General features: G+C 30.3%; 19 protein-coding genes. 8 read left to right on the forward strand and 11 right to left on the reverse strand.

Features of this window, described 5'->3' with window-relative positions; translation table 11 throughout:
• Positions 1 to 144: 144 nt before the first annotated feature.
• The 7 genes from G8C43_RS00585 to hemG form a co-directional block, all read right to left on the reverse strand.
• A complete protein-coding gene (locus G8C43_RS00585) occupies positions 145 to 765 on the reverse strand; it encodes a bifunctional nuclease family protein (RefSeq protein ID WP_166003343.1) in 621 nt (206 codons plus the stop codon).
• 152 nt (positions 766 to 917) lie between these two features.
• Positions 918 to 1,739 (reverse strand): glutamate racemase, encoded by an 822-nt coding sequence (murI, locus tag G8C43_RS00590; protein WP_105297369.1) that lies wholly within the window; start codon positions 1,737 to 1,739, stop codon positions 918 to 920.
• Between the two features lie 28 nt (positions 1,740 to 1,767).
• Complete coding sequence (gene hemW / locus G8C43_RS00595) at positions 1,768 to 2,901, reverse strand: radical SAM family heme chaperone HemW (RefSeq protein ID WP_166003345.1); 1,134 nt, start codon at positions 2,899 to 2,901, stop codon at positions 1,768 to 1,770.
• Positions 2,902 to 3,238: 337 nt separating this feature from the next.
• On the reverse strand, positions 3,239 to 3,976 hold the full coding sequence (locus G8C43_RS00600) for a uroporphyrinogen-III synthase (RefSeq protein ID WP_105297371.1): 738 nt from the start codon (positions 3,974 to 3,976) through the stop codon (positions 3,239 to 3,241).
• Between the two features lie 6 nt (positions 3,977 to 3,982).
• Positions 3,983 to 4,624, reverse strand: coding sequence for a DUF4271 domain-containing protein (locus G8C43_RS00605; protein ID WP_158254223.1), 642 nt, complete (start codon positions 4,622 to 4,624; stop codon positions 3,983 to 3,985).
• A 24-nt stretch (positions 4,625 to 4,648) separates the two neighbouring features.
• Positions 4,649 to 5,524 (reverse strand): carbon-nitrogen hydrolase, encoded by an 876-nt coding sequence (locus G8C43_RS00610; protein ID WP_166003347.1) that lies wholly within the window; start codon positions 5,522 to 5,524, stop codon positions 4,649 to 4,651.
• A 68-nt stretch (positions 5,525 to 5,592) separates the two neighbouring features.
• On the reverse strand, positions 5,593 to 6,132 hold the full coding sequence (gene hemG, locus G8C43_RS00615; protein WP_166003349.1) for a menaquinone-dependent protoporphyrinogen IX dehydrogenase: 540 nt from the start codon (positions 6,130 to 6,132) through the stop codon (positions 5,593 to 5,595).
• A gap of 154 nt (positions 6,133 to 6,286) precedes the next feature.
• Here hemG and trhA point away from each other — a divergent pair, with 154 nt between their 5' ends.
• Both trhA and coaE read left to right on the forward strand, forming a co-directional pair.
• Positions 6,287 to 6,913 (forward strand): PAQR family membrane homeostasis protein TrhA, encoded by a 627-nt coding sequence (gene trhA, locus G8C43_RS00620; RefSeq protein ID WP_166003351.1) that lies wholly within the window; start codon positions 6,287 to 6,289, stop codon positions 6,911 to 6,913.
• A 7-nt stretch (positions 6,914 to 6,920) separates the two neighbouring features.
• Positions 6,921 to 7,520 (forward strand): dephospho-CoA kinase, encoded by a 600-nt coding sequence (gene coaE / locus G8C43_RS00625; RefSeq protein ID WP_166003353.1) that lies wholly within the window; start codon positions 6,921 to 6,923, stop codon positions 7,518 to 7,520.
• Here the strand turns inward: coaE and G8C43_RS00630 are convergent.
• Positions 7,513 to 8,727 carry an RsmB/NOP family class I SAM-dependent RNA methyltransferase gene (locus G8C43_RS00630; RefSeq protein ID WP_166003355.1) on the reverse strand — a complete coding sequence of 405 codons (1,215 nt, stop codon included), beginning with the start codon at positions 8,725 to 8,727 and terminating at the stop codon, positions 7,513 to 7,515. The two genes, coaE and G8C43_RS00630, sit on opposite strands and share 8 nt — an antisense overlap.
• A 130-nt stretch (positions 8,728 to 8,857) precedes the next feature.
• On the opposite strand from G8C43_RS00630, the gene G8C43_RS00635 reads away from it, so the two are divergent.
• From G8C43_RS00635 to G8C43_RS00650, 4 genes are all read left to right on the forward strand, one after another.
• On the forward strand, positions 8,858 to 9,562 hold the full coding sequence (locus tag G8C43_RS00635; RefSeq protein WP_166003357.1) for an alpha/beta fold hydrolase: 705 nt from the start codon (positions 8,858 to 8,860) through the stop codon (positions 9,560 to 9,562).
• 117 nt (positions 9,563 to 9,679) lie between these two features.
• Entirely contained in the window at positions 9,680 to 10,645 is a 966-nt protein-coding gene (locus G8C43_RS00640) for a PorP/SprF family type IX secretion system membrane protein (protein WP_166003359.1), read from the forward strand.
• A 16-nt stretch (positions 10,646 to 10,661) separates the two neighbouring features.
• Positions 10,662 to 11,186: an isopentenyl-diphosphate Delta-isomerase gene (gene idi / locus G8C43_RS00645; RefSeq protein ID WP_166003361.1), complete on the forward strand. Its 525-nt coding sequence runs from the start codon at positions 10,662 to 10,664 to the stop codon at positions 11,184 to 11,186.
• Positions 11,187 to 11,205: 19 nt separating this feature from the next.
• Positions 11,206 to 11,616, forward strand: coding sequence for a secondary thiamine-phosphate synthase enzyme YjbQ (locus G8C43_RS00650; RefSeq protein ID WP_166003363.1), 411 nt, complete (start codon positions 11,206 to 11,208; stop codon positions 11,614 to 11,616).
• 44 nt (positions 11,617 to 11,660) lie between these two features.
• Here G8C43_RS00650 and G8C43_RS00655 read toward each other — a convergent pair whose 3' ends face one another.
• The 3 genes from G8C43_RS00655 to G8C43_RS00665 are packed head-to-tail and all read right to left on the reverse strand — an operon-like array spanning position 11,661 to position 14,078.
• Positions 11,661 to 12,899, reverse strand: coding sequence for a hypothetical protein (locus tag G8C43_RS00655; RefSeq protein ID WP_166003365.1), 1,239 nt, complete (start codon positions 12,897 to 12,899; stop codon positions 11,661 to 11,663).
• A gap of 11 nt (positions 12,900 to 12,910) precedes the next feature.
• Positions 12,911 to 13,630: an iron-sulfur cluster repair di-iron protein gene (gene ric / locus G8C43_RS00660; protein WP_166003367.1), complete on the reverse strand. Its 720-nt coding sequence runs from the start codon at positions 13,628 to 13,630 to the stop codon at positions 12,911 to 12,913.
• Between the two features lie 7 nt (positions 13,631 to 13,637).
• Entirely contained in the window at positions 13,638 to 14,078 is a 441-nt protein-coding gene (locus tag G8C43_RS00665) for an RrF2 family transcriptional regulator (RefSeq protein WP_160565457.1), read from the reverse strand.
• A gap of 363 nt (positions 14,079 to 14,441) precedes the next feature.
• Here G8C43_RS00665 and G8C43_RS00670 point away from each other — a divergent pair, with 363 nt between their 5' ends.
• Both G8C43_RS00670 and G8C43_RS00675 read left to right on the forward strand, forming a co-directional pair.
• Positions 14,442 to 14,831, forward strand: coding sequence for an RrF2 family transcriptional regulator (locus G8C43_RS00670; RefSeq protein WP_105297385.1), 390 nt, complete (start codon positions 14,442 to 14,444; stop codon positions 14,829 to 14,831).
• 48 nt (positions 14,832 to 14,879) lie between these two features.
• The gene (locus tag G8C43_RS00675; RefSeq protein WP_160542295.1) at positions 14,880 to 16,355 is read left to right on the forward strand and encodes an MFS transporter; all 1,476 of its coding nucleotides are present in this window, start codon (positions 14,880 to 14,882) and stop codon (positions 16,353 to 16,355) included.
• Positions 16,356 to 16,383: the final 28 nt, after the last annotated feature.

Genomic DNA, 16,383 nt, shown 5'->3' on the forward strand with positions numbered 1-16,383 from the left:
ATTAAAATTAAGTAATGTTTTATTTACTTAAATAAGGAAGATAATAAATTTAAAGTTTGAATCTTAAATTTATAAATAATAATCAATTAATTGATGTTAAAATATTATAAAATAATGATAAATTTAAACAAGTTGTGAGATAGATTATTTTCGTTTAACGAGTTCATCTCTTAATTTTGCTGCAGTCTCATAATCTTCATTTTCTATAGCTTTAGAAATTAAATCATTAATCTCGAAATCGGTTAAATGGGCAAATGAATCTTCAATATCATTGATATTCAATTGATTTTCAATGGTATCTAACGCCTTTTCAAAAGTTGATTCAGTGGCTAATTCATCTTCATTCATTTCCATATATACCCCTGCTTTTTCCAAAATTTCTTTAGTGGCATAAACGGGAGCTTCAAAACGCACGGCTAAGGCAATGGCATCAGAAGTGCGAGAATCTATTTCAATTTCCTCATCGGTATCTCTGTTTTGAAATAAAATATTGGAATAAAATATTCCGTCTTTTAATTTATATATAAAAACAGCTTTTACAATAATATGAAAACTTCTTGCAAAGGTAGTAAATAAATCATGAGTAATTGGTCGGGGAGGAGTAATATCTTTCTCTAATGCTAAAGCAATGGATTGTGCTTCAAAGCTTCCTATAATTACAGGAATTTTCCTTTTACCAAAATCTTCTTCTAAAATAAGAGCATAAGCTCCGGTTTGAGTTTGGCTGTATGAAATACCTCTAATATGTAGTCGAATTAGATCCATAAATTATATATTACTCAATGAAAACATAGTAAATACTGAAATAACAATGCAATTTACGAATTTTTTTTAGAATTTTTTAATAGATCTTTATTTTAGGGGTATAAAGGAACTTTTCTTTATATAAATTAATAAAATCCTTTTTTGTTGATAAATTAATTTCTAATAATATTAAAAATATCAACAATTTTAAGATGTATGCAGCTTCCAAAAAATTTCTTTGCCAATTTAGAAAAAGTAGGCGTTAAATCGGAAACATAAAATTCATACAAAGGATTTTTAGATTGTGAAGTCAATTTTTTATTTTCAAGGTCTTGTTTAATGTAATTGGCAACGATCAGTGGAGAATCAATAACTTGTATTTTATTTAAATAGAAATTTTTAACTTCATTAATAATGATAGGATAATGAGTACACCCTAAAATTAAAGAATCTATATTTTGTAGCTTTTTATTAGTTAAATACGTTTTAAGAACTATAGAAGATATTTCATGATTATTAAAACCTTCTTCAATTACCGGAACCAGCAGGGGAGCAGCTAGTTCATGAACATTAATATGTGGATTTAGTTTTTGAATGCTTTTTTTATAAATATGAGAAGAAATGGTAGATTTGGTGGCTAACACACCTACATTTTGATTAAAAGTGAAGGCTACTTTTTCAGCTACGGGTGAAATAACATCATATACCGGCACATTTTTTTCATTTGCCAAAGCAATTACTTCTTTCAAAGCGTTAGCTGTGGCAGTATTACAGGCAATAACAATAGCTTTGCAATTATTTTCGAGTAAAAATTTAGTTATTTTTATCGAATATTCGGTTATAACTTCTTTAGATTTATCTCCATAAGGCAAATGCTTTGAATCTCCGTAATAAATTAGACTTTCATGAGGTAACAATCGTTTTATTTCCTTCGCAATAGTAAGTCCTCCCATTCCGGAGTCAAAAATACCAATAGGTCGATCTTCTTCTTTCATTGATGCAAAAATAAGTGTTTATAATTTATTAATCAATGAAAAAAAATTGGGCAATAATTCCATCCGTAAAAAATAAAGATTCCGGATGAATAGTTACTATTTGATTGGATATTCTTACTTTTTTAGTTGCATCCAGTTTCTTTAGTTCTTTATAAAAGTGTTTCATCAAAGAAGATGAAAATTCTTTCTCCAATTCATCGATATTGATCCCCCAGAGGGTACGAAGTCCCAACATGATTTTTTCATTAAAACGATCTTTTTCACTAATTACCTCTTCCTCATAATTGAGTATATTCTTTTCGATTGCTTTAAGGTATTTTATATTATGGGAAACATTCCAGCTTCTTATATCTTTTCCATTATAGGAGTGGGCAGAAGGTCCTATTCCCAAATAAGGTTTATTTTTCCAATAGGAAGTATTATGTTGAGAAAAAAACGTTTCTTTACCAAAATTTGAAAATTCATATTGGATATACTTATGCTCAATTAATTTATTTCTAAGCGTTTCAAATTGAATCGCTTGTTTTTCCTCATCAATAGGTGGAAGTTTATTTTTTCTGATTTGAGCTTCAAAAGCGGTTTTTGGTTCAACTGTAAGCGCATAGGATGAAATATGAGGAATTCCTAAAGAGATAGCTTTTTCAAGAGTATACATCCATCTTTCATGGGTAGTAGTTTGTGCCCCATAAATCAAATCTATCGTAATATTGTTAAAACCAATATCTTGAGCGGATCGAATAGATTGAATAGCTTCATCCGCATTGTGGTTTCGATTCATAAATTTGATATCCTCATCAATAAAAGATTGAATCCCTACACTTAGACGATTTACAGGAGTTTGATTTTTGAGGAAGTGAAGATATTCTACAGATAAATCATCCGGATTTGCTTCAAAAGTAATTTCCTTAGTTTCAGACATATCGTAATGTTCCTTAATTATAGTAAATAAGTATTCAAGTTCTTTATAATTAAGGATTGAAGGAGTTCCACCACCAAAATATATGGTCTCAATGGGGGTAATCAATTCATTTTTTCTTAAAATCAATTCTTTACCTATAGCTTGTATCAATTGTGATTTATAGTTGAATTGAGTTGAAAAATGAAAATTACAATAATTACATTTTTTTACACAAAAAGGAATATGAATATAAAGTCCCGACATAGTAAAATCTTTGCAAAGATATTATAACTCAAGGAAATGTTGAATCATTTTAATTAAATTAACTTGGATTTATAAATGATTTTTAAGCAAATGGTTATGTCATAATACCTGATAAATAGTATAATGTAGATTAAATTCAGTTATAAAAGTAGAAAGTTAAAAAAAGTGTATTTTAATGAATGAGTTTTATTGATATCGGAAGCTAAAGAGGTAAATTGTCTTAAAAGTATTATAATAGGAAATAAGTAACGTAAAGTCAATATGCAAGTAAGAACTAAAATAAAGTAAAAAAAGCTCAAATTTAATTTTAAACTTGAGCTTTATATATTTTATAAATTTATTGTAAAAAATCATCCAAAGCTTTTGCCATTGATGGACTTTCTTTGGTTGGTGCAAAGAAGTTAACAGTTAATCCTGCTTCTTCAGCAGCTTGTTTGGTGGAATGACCAAATATACCGATACTTATGGAATCTTGTTTAAAATCTTTATAATTATCAAATAAGGATTTGATACCGGAAGGACTAAAAAATACTAAAGCATCGTATTCTTTAATATCTTTAATTTGTGAAGCCACATCGCTGCTTACCGTACGGAAAAGTATAGCTCGGGTATAATCTACTCCTGATTTGTCTAATGCATCAGGGATATCCTGGTTAAGCACATCAGAAGTTGGTAAAAGATATTTTTCATTAGGGTTCTTCTTCAAAAGAGGAATCATATCTTCCGCCTCTTTCTCTCCAAAATAGATTTTTCTTTTTCGGTATACAATATATCTTTGAAGATATAAAGCAATAGCCTCAGATTGACAAACATATTTCATGGAATCGGGTACCGTAAATCGCATTTCATCGGCCAGTCTAAAAAAATGATCGATCGCATTGCGGCTGGTAAATATGATTGCGGTAAAATTAGAAAAATCGATTTTTTGTAATCTAACATCTTTTGCATCAGCGCCCTGCACATGGATAAAAGGACAAAAATCAATTTTTATTTTATGCTTTTTTTCAATGTCAAAATATGGTGAACTATCGCCAGCGGGCTTTGATAGAGAGATTAAAACGGATTTTATTTTCATAATAAATTAAAATTTATCTCCTAAAAACACTAATTTTAAAACATATAGTGCCGGTAAGATTTCGAAAGCGCAAAGGTACAAAAATTCATAATAACCAGGAAGTTTTATTTGATTTTTAATGAAGAACATCAGCCAAATCCATTCTGTAACCAGTAAAAATGATAGCGTTCCTACCACAAGATAAGGAGCATATTGAACCGAAATATCTGTATAATATATTGTAAAACAAAGTAGTATTGTAATAAACAATTTGATAAACAAAAAGATAAATCGATTATTATAATTAATCTGATATTCTTTGTTTTTTCCTAATATCAAAAGAAAGCCGTTTCCTAATGTATAAGAAGATACTTGATATATGGTTAAAATTACAAATAATGAGATTAATTTTAAAGCTTCCGTATTATAAAAAGGAATTACTACCGTAAAAAAAGGAAGAAGAGTTAAAGCCAAAATAACCGTATAAACAAAACTACATATAGCAACATACAGAGTAAAATTCTCATTTTCGGTAGGTATGGACCTAAAACGGAAAATGGGTTCATCTTTAGGAATTAATAAAAATCTCGAAATAATCAATAATAGTAAAGATCCTAAGAGAATAAAATTTACCAGATTGTCCCCTAAAGGTATTTTTGTTATTTCCAAAATTTAGATGATTTACTCTATAAATTAATCTTCATCAATAAAACGTTTGGTAATAGGAGAATAAGAGTCAATACGGCGATCTCTTAAAAAAGGCCAATGCACTCGGTAACTGTCAGATTGTTCGGTTTCAATTTCCACGACCATAACCTCTTCATTTTCATGAGAAGCTTGTTGTAAAATAGTGCCGAACGGATTAGAAACAAAAGATCCACCCCAAAATTTCATCGCGCCGTCTTGTTCATATCCCACACGATTAACACTTACTGTATGCACTCCGTTGGCAATTGCATGACTTCTTTGAATGGTTTGCCATGCATTATATTGTTCGATGTTGGTGTCTTCATCTTGAGTAGAAGCCCAACCAATAGCAGTAGGATAAAATAGAATTTCAGCACCCAATAAAGCCGTAATACGAGAAGCTTCGGGATACCATTGATCCCAACAAATTAATACTCCAATTTTAGCATATTTGGTTTGAAAAACCTTGTATCCTAAGTCACCCGGAGTAAAATAAAATTTTTCATAATATGCAGGATCATCAGGAATATGCATTTTGCGGTATTTTCCCAAATATTGACCATCGGCATCAATAACTGCAGTAGTATTATGGTATAATCCTTTGGCTCTTTTCTCAAAAAGAGAAGCAACAATAACTACATTTAATTCAGCTGCTATTTTTCCCAATCGGTCCGTAGTGGGGCCGGGAATAGTTTCAGCTATTTTAAAATTATCGTAATTTTCAACATCACAAAAATACAGGGATGTAAATAACTCTTGAAGACAAACTATTTGAGCACCTTTTGAAGCTGCTTTTTTAATTCCTTCAATTGCTTTCTCTATGTTATTCTCAATATTATTGGAACAGCTGGATTGTACCAATCCGATTTTTACTTTTGCCATTACTTAAAAATATATTTTCAAGGTTTTTTCACTTACAAAAATAAGTTATATTTTATAAATTATAGTGCTCAAATGGCATCAATTTGAGAATTAAACTCGTTGGCAAAAGTTTTAACCTGTTTCCAATCTGTGTATTCAATTACGGTTGAAGAGTCAGTAGGACCTTTAGTCATTGTCATAATAAGCTGAATCATGAGCCTGTCGAAAGTTGAATAGGCAGGATAATTTAATAAGCCACCAAATAAACCTATAAGGTTTGGCTTCCATTTAATTTTATTTAAAAATTTTTTAGCGTATGGATTATTTTCAACCAATCTTCTTTCTTTATTTCTTGCTATTAAACTTATTGAGAAAAAAGCATTCGGCATCGAACTGAGTTCTTGAGAATGAGTATTGATATATTTTTTTACTTTATTTCTATGGAATCCATACCGAATACTGGCCCCGATAATTACACCATCAAAGTTATAAAGAGGTGGAATTGGATCATTAATTGATACTATAGTTACCGTCGCTTTTAAAATACCAGAAATGAACTTGGAAATTTTAATGGTATGACCATCGGTAGAAGAATATATAATCAAAACTTTTTTTTCTTTTGATGACATATGACAATAAAGTTTTTAGTGACTGCAAAATTACTTATAATAAATGTAATAGCCGGTATGTATGAATAAAGCTTTCATGAATAAGAAGTGTTAAAAATTACAAAATTAAATTTCAGATAAATATATTTAGTAACTTTGTTAAAAGTTAAAGGTAATGACTCAAATAGCCAGAGATAAACAAGAAATTTTAAATACTATTTCGCATGGAATGGGAATTGTATTGGGTATTGTCGGACTAATATTTCTATTAGTAAAAAATAATAATAGTAGTATATACAGTACCTTAAGCATTTGGACGTTTGGTCTTTCGCTCATCATCTTATATACCTCTTCAACCATCTATCATTTTTTTGTGAATGAAAATTGGAAAAAAAAAGCTCGCGTTTTAGATCACATGAGCATATTTTTACTTATTGCAGGAACGTATACGCCGATTTGTCTGATCACATTGGAAAAAAGTTCGGGATGGACGCTTTTTACTATCGTTTGGACCATAGCAGCTTTAGGTATTATCATGAAAATTTTTTTGACCGGTAAGGTTGATAAGTTATCTTTACTTCTTTATTTGGTTATGGGTTGGCTTTTGGTATTCGACATTAAGAATATCGCAAATTCTATGACTTCTCAGGCTTTGCTTTTTTTAGTTCTGGGAGGAGTCTTATACACTCTGGGAACTATATTTTATGCAAGGGATAAGATGCCTTATGCTCATTTTATATGGCATTTATTTGTTTTAGGAGGAAGCGCATCCCATTACGCCATGGTATACTATATTATATAAATTTTTAATGAAAATAGTTGGATTAACAGGAGGAATGGGGGTAGGAAAATCGACGGTAGCCAATTTATTTGAAGATTTTGGTTTTCCGGTGTTTAATTCCGATACAAGAGCAAAGGAACTAATGGTTGAAAATGATGAGCTCAAAAGGAATATAATTTCACTTTTAGGGCAAGAGGCTTATGAAGGAGACACATTGAACCGAAAATATATAGCAAAAAAAATCTTTACCGATAAAGAACTTCTTAAAAAGCAGAATCTTTTAGTTCATACTGCTTTGCAACACGATTTTCAGTTATGGAAAAGTAAACAGAATGCCCTATTTGGAATCAAAGAAGCAGCCATTTTATTTGAAAGTGGTTCTTACAAGGATTGCGATTTTACGATAGCTGTTACTTCTCCCGATTCTCTACGGATGCAAAGAATACTATCCAGAGATCATTTATCCGAAACTGAAGTTAAAGAACGTATTCAACATCAATGGCCTCAGAGTAAAATTGTAAAATTATCCACCTTTCATATAAACAATGATTCGGATTATGAAAATTTAAAGAATCAGGTCATTCAAACCGTCAATATCTTAAAAATCAAATGCAAACAGATTAGCTAGTTCGGACGATTTTAGCCATATAAAACCCATCAAAACCACAAACGGATGGCATCAATTTTTTCTCTTCAATCAACTGATAATTGGAGTTTTCTTTCAAAAAGTTTTTTACTTGTAAAGAATTTTCAGATGGTAAAATGGAACAAGTTGCATAAACTAGGATTCCGTCTTTTCTAACAAGTTTGGAATGGTTTTGCAAGATTTGTCTTTGTTCCTCTCTAACACGGTTAATAAACTCTTCATTTAATTTCCATTTTGCATCTGGATTACGTCTTAACACTCCCAAACCGGAACACGGAGCGTCAATGAGTACTCTATCTGCGCTATTTTCTAGTCTTTTTAATGTTTTAGAATCTTCAATAACTTTAGTTTGTATATTGTGAGCACCATTTCTGCGAGCTCTTTGTTTTAACGTTTGCAATTTCCATTCATGAATATCCATGGCAATAATTTGGCCTTTGTTTTCCATTAAAGCAGCAAGTTGTAATGTTTTACCACCGGCTCCTGCACATGAATCGATAACTCTCATCCCGGGTTTTACGTCAACAAATTCTCCCACTCTTTGTGAAGACGCATCTTGAATTTCAAATAAACCGTCTTTAAAAGCTTGTGTTTTGAAAATATTTTTCTTCTCTTCCATTATAAGAGCATTTTTGTATCCCCTGATAAAATCAACGGTTATATTTTCTTCACTCAAAACATCTTTAAGTTCTTCTGTTGTGATTTTAAGAGTATTAGCTCTTAAGATGGTTTGTGCCGGAACATTTAAAGCTTTTATTTCTTGGCTCCATGAATCGCCCAATTCTGATTCCAACACTCTTTGCATCCATTCAGGAATAGAATATTTAATGGCTAGAGTGGGAAAGGGAAGTTTAAAACGATCCTTAATCTTTTTTATATATACTTTTTCGAATTCAGGAAATGGTTGAAGCTCAATTTTATTACGGAGTAAATACGTGGCGATTATACTATCAATAGATTCGGGAGATAGCTTCTTATTTGCAAAAAATTCCAATTGGTTTTTCCAGCGTATAATCTCATAAAATGATTCAGAAACAAAGCCACGGTCTTTGCTGCCCCATTTTTTATTGAATTTCAGAGTTCTTTCCAACACCTTGTCCGCGTATTTATTGGGCTCGAAAAAACTTTCTTCTAAGGCTTTATGTAAACCTATTATTAAATTTCTGTGTAACTTTATCTTTGGAATCATTTCGTATGAAAATATTTGCAAATATATAGGTTAATTATAACATGTATCAATATTTAAGCTAATGCTTAGCACAATAAAAAATACATTTGTATTATAACAGTAATTACTTAACTACAAAATAAATAAAACTATGAAGGTATATTTCATTCCGGGATTAGGGGCAAAATGTCAATGTTTCAAGTTCATTAAGCTACCTGAAGGATTTGAAAAAATATATATTGAATGGCATCTTCCTGAAAAAAATGATAGTTTATCTACTTATGCCCGAAAGATGTCAGAAAAAATAGATCAATCCGAACCTTTTATATTAGTCGGTTATTCTTTTGGAGGCGTCATTGTTCAAGAAATGAATAAGTTTATGAAACCGGAAAAAACCATACTAATAGCAAGTATGAAAGATAAAATCCAAATTCCTGAATTATTTAAAATTTTAAAGAAAATTAAATTCGCAAAATGGTTTCCTATGAAATTTTTTACCGGAAAGAAAATGCTTTCATATGCATTTATGAGATCCGTCTATTTTAATACAATACCATCCAAAAAACAAAAAAGAAATCAAATTAAGTTAGACGAATTTATGGTAGATTTAAATTCAGATTACTTTAAATGGTCCATTGATCAAATTATAAATTGGTTACCCGAAAAAGAATGTGAAAAAATATATCAAATTCATGGAACAAATGATCTTATTTTTCCATTTAAAAAGATACATACCAGTTATGCTACTATCCAACAACCCCATCTTGAAATAATAGAAAAAGGATCCCATCTTTTAGTATTGGAATTACCAAAAAAAGTGAATAAAGCATTAGAAAATATAATATTAAATGAATAAATAATAAAAATTGATGAAAAAAAAATTAAAACATTAGTAATACTTAAAATATTTCTTTTTTTAGTAAGTTTGTACAATATATAAACGTTTATTTAGATTCTAATTTAATAATTGCTAATGAGATCATTTCGACTTTTTTTATTTTTAATGCTATCATTTTTTCTAACTAAAGTAAAATTTTATGGACAACAAAGTATTCCTTTTGATCAACAATATCTTTTGTCGGATAAAGTGTTGATTAATCCGTCATATACTGGATCTACTGATGATATTGTATTAAAAGCTACGTATCATCAACAATTTAGCAATTTTAATGAAAGTCCGAATACTCAAACCATCAGTACCCATTTCAATGCTTTTGACAGGGTAGGATTGGGAGCTTACTTTTTTAGGGACGAAAACGGTCCGATTACACTAACAGGAGCTAATATTTCTGGAGCCTATCATATTCCTTTAACGGATGAAGAGAACAGATCGGAAAGTCAGTTTTCATTCGGTACTTCGTTCAGTTTTTTTTCACAATCATTTGAATATTCCAAATTGAGACCCGAAGATGCGAATGATCCTCTATTATATGGTGATAAATCTGTATTTTTGCCTTACCTGAATTTAGGGATGTCTGTAGCCTACGAAGGTTTCTTTGCAGGAGTCTCTGTACAAGACATACCTTTAGGGAAAAACAAACCGGTGGTAAACTCAATTGAACCTTCACCTTCTTGGTATTATTTGAATTTAGGCTATAATTGGGAATTAGTGGAATCTTTTTTTTTAGAACCCTCATTTATGATGAGCTTAAATACAAATTCCGAAAGAATGATGGATTTAAATTTGAAAGCCAAATATAAAGATGATTTCAATGCTTTTGCTTTAGGAGTTAGTTATAGAACAGCCAAAGATTCTCAAGTTAGCGGCGGTCTTTCCGTAACACCATTTTTACAAGCAGAATTAGGCAGATTAAATTTTACTTTTGGATATAATTTTGGAATTACAGACGTATTCAAAAAAGGAGGTGATGGATTATTGGTAGGTTTAGGATATAATATAGAAAACTTTATAAATCCGCAAGGATTTCGTTACAGATAGAAGAATTTTTGAAAAGATGACAGAATACGTAGTTTTAGTGAATGAGAAAGATGAGATAGTAGGTGAAATGGAAAAGCAAGAAGCCCATATAAAAGGTGAATTGCATCGAGCATTTTCAATATTTATTTTCAATAAAAAAAAGGAACTATTAGTTCAACAAAGAGCAAAAATAAAATATCATTCCTCTTTGAAATGGACCAATACTTGTTGCAGCCATCCTAGAATTGGTGAAAGTTATATGGATGGAGCGCATCGGAGACTTAAAGAAGAATTAGGGTTTGATTGTGAATTGCACAAAAAGTTCGATTTTATTTATAAAGCAGAGGTAGGAGACGGGCTTATTGAACATGAATATGATTATGTTTTCATAGGCCAATACGATGGAGAAATAGTTATCAATCCCTTGGAAGTAGAGTCCATAAAGTGGATAAACTTAACAGATTTAAAAAAAGATATTGATTTGCATCCCTCTAATTATACTGAATGGTTTAAGATTATATTCGACAAATATGAAAAATATATTGAACATTACACCAGTTAATTTTTAATCAATAAATCCTATGGTATCTCAAATAGAAATTGTTTTAAAAGATCGAGCCAGAGGTTTTCATTTGATCACGGATGAAATAATCAATAAATTACCACCCCTTCCTCCGGTCGGAATACTCCATCTTTTTATTAAGCATACATCTGCAGGTTTAGCTATCAATGAAAATGCCGATCCCGATGTCAGATTCGATTTAGAAAATATTTTTAATCATCTAGTTAAAGAAGGAGAACCTTACTATACCCATATTTATGAAGGGGAAGATGATATGCCTTCCCATGCTAAATCCATACTTTCAGGAACGAGTGTATCGATACCAATAACCAATGGAAAACTTAATCTAGGAACTTGGCAGGGTTTATATTTATGTGAATTTAGAAATAGAGGAGGAAATAGAAAACTAGTTGCTACTATACTAAGTTAGTTCTGCCTTTTTTAACCCTTTTTTAATTTTTATTATTCAATACTTTACTGGATTTGGCTATTGCTTTTTAAAGAAAGATTAGCTTGATATAAATACATCAAATATAATCCAAAACTTAAAGGAAATAACAAGCTGATCCAAGACAAAACACAAGAATAATAAGGAATTGAGCCTTTATCTAAATAAATATAAAAACCTTGTATAAATAATAAACCTTCCGAAATAAAAAAGAAAAGTAAGAAAAAGAAAGTACCGATCTGTATAAGATTATTTCTACAGTTAATGCATTGACTTTGTATCAAGAGTAAAAAAACAGCTAAAGTTGTATACATTCCAAGAACTTCCAAATGTATAAATCCTATACGTAAATTTTTAATCTCATGAGATAATTGAGCCATTTCCGGTACTAAAAGAAACAGTTGGAGAACATTTTTTGCAACAAAGGAAATTACAAAACAACCATATAAAAGAGATAGGATATAATCATTTGTCTTACTAATTTTTACAATAAAAGGATGAATATACTTTAAATACAATACTAAAGCGGCAATGTTACAAAGAATCCCTAAAGAGTATACAAAATAAATATAAATCGAATGAAAATACCAGCTAAGAGGTAAGCCAAATGTCAAAAGTATACCTCCTAAAATTAAAATATAAAAATACCTGGCAATTTTAGGCGGAACACCTAAAGATTTTATTGAAATCAATCGTAATAATAAAGCCAAAGAGCCCAATAAAAACCAACCGTTGATTTGGAAATGTAGATAAAATTGTATGCAAACAGAATACAATACAGAGTTCTTACCTAATGTTCCCATTGTAATCCCCAGTCCCCAAATACCAAAAGAAGATATGAGCATACAAGTTAATGCAGATCTAAGAAAAATAGAACTTAAGTCATTCTCTTGAGTAATACTCTTAAAAGTTATAAAGCAGAAATAATAAGAACATAAAATATGAATAACGGAAAACAATATAGAAAACAAGCCATAGCCTTGAATAGGAAAGCTCAATAACATTCCCAAAATAGTTAATTGAGTAATCCAAAATAAGGCAGAATAGGAAGATAAATTTTTTTTATTTTGAGGGATAAAATACAAATAGATTAATACATAATATATTTGATACAATCCTCCCAACATAGCAATATGAGAATGAGTATGTAAAAAATTACCATATGGAAAACGTACCTCATAGTATTGAAATATCCTAAGTAAAAATCCCAGAACTCCGGCAACAAATACATTTAAAAAGCTTACAAAAATCCACTTTTTAATCATCGTTTGTATTCTTAGTTCATAGAAGATTCCAATTGTATAGCTTTTGGAAATAAAATATTATTTTCCAAATGAATATGTTTGTGTAAATTTTGCTCAAATTCATCCAGCATAGCAAAAGATACACGATACGTATTGCAAGCCTCCATGGGAGGAGTATAATTTTGAGTTAATTCGCAAATTCTTTTAAATCGTTCACCTTCAATGTCATGATCGTGCTTCATCATCTCAATAGGATTTTGGACAGTTCCAAAATGAGGAGTTACAAAGGGTAAATTTTTATTTTTAGCTTCATTCAATTGACGGATAAAAGGAAATAAAATTCTTTCCTCCTTTTGTATATGTGCTTCTAAATCGTTTACAGAGGCTTCAAATAAATGATAAACTTCTACTAATTCGGGATGCCTAAAACCATGAACTTTTTGTACTTTATTTAAAAACTTTAACAATGAGGGACTTTTTTCACGAATATATAGATGATGGATTTTTTCAATATAATCTGCCAATAAATCCAGCGGCCAAGATTTAAAATCAATGTTTTCCTCGCGAACAGCTATTGCTTCATTGAGTTGATCGGTCAATTCTTTGATATCAATTGATTTTTTATCACAAGCTTGTTCGATGGTTCTGTCTCCTTTACAACAAAAATCGATGCCGTATTTTGAGAAAACGGAAGCTGTTTGATAATTTTCAGCTACAATTTCGCCAATAGTTGCGTTCCAATTATGTTCCATATTATATTTAATTTGTTATTTTTAAAAAAGTTAAACCGGAAATTACATCCCTAATCATATCTTCAATACTGATTGATTGGAGGGTATCCTGTAATTGATTCCGAATAGCCTTAAATTTATGGTGAGCAGGGCAAGGGTGATTCTCCGAGCATTTGGGTAATCCCAATGCACATCCCGTAAAAATTGAATCTCCATCAATAGCCGATACAATGTCGTATACTTTAATTTCCGATAAAGAATTAATAGGAATACTAAACCCACCCGAAGGTCCTTTATGGGAAGTAATTATATGATGCCTAACTAAAGTTTGTAAGATTTTAGCGGTAAACGCCTCCGGAGAATTAATTTCTGCGGAAATATCTTTCAAACCCGGTTTATTTCCTTTGAAAGATTGCGCACCAACAAATATCGTCGCTCTAATAGCATATTCACAGCTCTTCGAAAACAATTTCAAAATATTTAAATTGTGTCAAAGGTATAAAAAAAATAATAAAGGACAAAAATATCTTTTATTACATAGAAAATTATCAATATTTATATGAGATAAAAACGCTTGATTTACAGAATAATAAATTAAATTAAGGTAAATTTTATTATATAAATTGTAAAATAAATATAAAATATTAATACCTATATCTTAAAAAAACATAATAATATTAAATGGTATATTAAGTTAAGAAATTGAAAATGAATCAGTTATTTATAATCTTTTTAAATATTGAAGATAATAGGATATAAAAGTCTTATTATAATTTTTTAATTTGTATATTTGTAGAAATAAAACTATGTTTAATTTCTGCATTAGAAAATAATGTTTTCAAAAACAAGTGAATACGCAATTAAAATTATGATATATCTAAGTGCTAACAGTACAGTAGATAATTTGCGTCAAGTCAAAGAGGTAAGTGAAGCATTAGGCACTCCCGGGCCATTTACTGCTAAAATTTTGCAGCAATTGGTTAAAGCAGGTTTATTGTTTTCAATGAAAGGTAAAAATGGCGGGTTCACTTTAAGCAGAGAACTGGGGGAAATCAAGATTTCTGATATAGTTATAGCAGTTGATGGAGAAAAATCTATAAATCGATGCCTTTTAGGTTTAAAAGATTGTTCTTCAGAAAACCCTTGTCCTTTACATCATAAATTTTATAAAATTAAAGACGATTTTAAAAAATATGTTTTGGATTCAACCTTAGAAGTCTAACAATTAACTATTATACAACTATTAACTATTATTAAACTACTTTATTAAATGAGCACTAAATTACTTCAATCTCACAAAATACTTTTTTTAAATACATTAGCCTTTACGGTTTGCTTTGCCTGTTGGACACTCAATGGTGTTTTAGTAACTTACTTAGTAGATAAAGGCATATTTGATTTTTCAGTGGTAGAAACGGGATGGCTATTGGGGATTCCTGTTTTAACAGGGTCACTTTTACGACTTCCTATCGGAATTTTAACGGATAAATTCGGCGGTAAATATGTATTTGCAGGTTTACTTCTGTTTTGTTCCATTCCTTTATTTTTACTGCCTATGGCCAAATCATTTTGGGTATTTGCTTTATTAAGCTTTTTATTTGGATTTGTAGGAACAAGCTTTGCTATAGGAGTAGGGTATACCTCTGTTTGGTATCCTAAAGAATGGCAAGGAAGAGCTTTGGGAATTTTTGGAATGGGAAATGCCGGAGCAGCTTTAACCACTTTTTTTGCGCCGACTCTTTTAAACTATTTTTCAAAGAATGATCCCGATAACGGATGGAAAATGCTTCCGATAACTTATGCAACAGTGTTGTTGGTTATAGGAATTTTATTTTTACTATTTGCAAAAAATAAAAAACCGGCTGGAAATGCCAGAAATTTGAATCAGATGTTATCTCCATTAAAAAAAGGGAGAGTATGGCGTTTCGGTTTGTATTATTTATTAGTATTCGGTTTTTTTGTAGCTTATTCTCAATGGTTGGTTCCCAATTTCATGAACGTTTACGGAACGTCTCTAGTAGTAGCAGGAATGTTTGCTTCTTACTTTAGTCTTCCTTCAGGAGTAATAAGAGCCTTTGGGGGATATCTTTCAGATAAATTTGGAGCAAGGAAAGTTATGTATTGGGTATTAGGCTCTTCTGTCGCATTAAGTTTCTTATTAATGTTCCCTAAAATGGATATTTATACGGATGGACAAGGAGTTTCTGCAGCCAAAAAAGGAATAGTAACTAAAGTTACAGCAAATAGCGTAACTGTTGATACTAAAGAATATGTAATTAAAGAAAAAGAAGATAGAGCAGATAAGAAAAAAGATATATTTCCAACTAAAGAATCTTGGCAAGAAATTGTTGTAAAAGAAAACCAGCAGGTTAACAAAAAGGATTTATTAGCTAAAGGAATTACTGAAATCAGTTTTGATGCAAATATGTGGGTTTATTTAGTATTGGTAATATGTATAGGTATTTCTTGGGGAATAGGAAAAGCAGCAGTTTACAAACATATACCTGAATATTTTCCTAATGAAGTTGGAGTGGTAGGAGGCATGGTAGGCCTTATCGGTGGATTGGGAGGATTCATCGGTCCAATTATTTTTGGATATTTTCTTAATTATACAGGATTGTGGACCAGTTCTTGGATATTAATATTTATTATTTCATTAACTTGTCTAATTTGTATGCACAGAGTAATATTAAAAATGACTCGTGAAAAAATGCCTGAAATTTATAATGATATAGAAAAAAAATAAAAGAATCAAATTATAACTTAAAATAAAT

It is taken from the genome of Apibacter sp. B2966 (genome assembly GCF_011082485.1).
In the GTDB taxonomy this organism is placed as follows: Bacteria; Bacteroidota; Bacteroidia; order Flavobacteriales; family Weeksellaceae; genus Apibacter.

Coding starts and splice junctions, on each gene's coding strand:
- G8C43_RS00585 (WP_166003343.1), bottom strand. CDS start 765: ATGGATCTAATTCGACTACATATTAGAGGTATTTCATACAGCCAAACT.
- murI (WP_105297369.1), bottom strand. CDS start 1,739: ATGAAAGAAGAAGATCGACCTATTGGTATTTTTGACTCCGGAATGGGA.
- hemW (WP_166003345.1), bottom strand. CDS start 2,901: ATGTCGGGACTTTATATTCATATTCCTTTTTGTGTAAAAAAATGTAAT.
- G8C43_RS00600 (WP_105297371.1), bottom strand. CDS start 3,976: ATGAAAATAAAATCCGTTTTAATCTCTCTATCAAAGCCCGCTGGCGAT.
- G8C43_RS00610 (WP_166003347.1), bottom strand. CDS start 5,524: ATGGCAAAAGTAAAAATCGGATTGGTACAATCCAGCTGTTCCAATAAT.
- hemG (WP_166003349.1), bottom strand. CDS start 6,132: ATGTCATCAAAAGAAAAAAAAGTTTTGATTATATATTCTTCTACCGAT.
- trhA (WP_166003351.1), top strand. CDS start 6,287: ATGACTCAAATAGCCAGAGATAAACAAGAAATTTTAAATACTATTTCG.
- coaE (WP_166003353.1), top strand. CDS start 6,921: ATGAAAATAGTTGGATTAACAGGAGGAATGGGGGTAGGAAAATCGACG.
- G8C43_RS00630 (WP_166003355.1), bottom strand. CDS start 8,727: ATGATTCCAAAGATAAAGTTACACAGAAATTTAATAATAGGTTTACAT.
- G8C43_RS00635 (WP_166003357.1), top strand. CDS start 8,858: ATGAAGGTATATTTCATTCCGGGATTAGGGGCAAAATGTCAATGTTTC.
- G8C43_RS00640 (WP_166003359.1), top strand. CDS start 9,680: ATGAGATCATTTCGACTTTTTTTATTTTTAATGCTATCATTTTTTCTA.
- idi (WP_166003361.1), top strand. CDS start 10,662: ATGACAGAATACGTAGTTTTAGTGAATGAGAAAGATGAGATAGTAGGT.
- G8C43_RS00650 (WP_166003363.1), top strand. CDS start 11,206: ATGGTATCTCAAATAGAAATTGTTTTAAAAGATCGAGCCAGAGGTTTT.
- G8C43_RS00655 (WP_166003365.1), bottom strand. CDS start 12,899: ATGATTAAAAAGTGGATTTTTGTAAGCTTTTTAAATGTATTTGTTGCC.
- ric (WP_166003367.1), bottom strand. CDS start 13,630: ATGGAACATAATTGGAACGCAACTATTGGCGAAATTGTAGCTGAAAAT.
- G8C43_RS00670 (WP_105297385.1), top strand. CDS start 14,442: ATGTTTTCAAAAACAAGTGAATACGCAATTAAAATTATGATATATCTA.
- G8C43_RS00675 (WP_160542295.1), top strand. CDS start 14,880: ATGAGCACTAAATTACTTCAATCTCACAAAATACTTTTTTTAAATACA.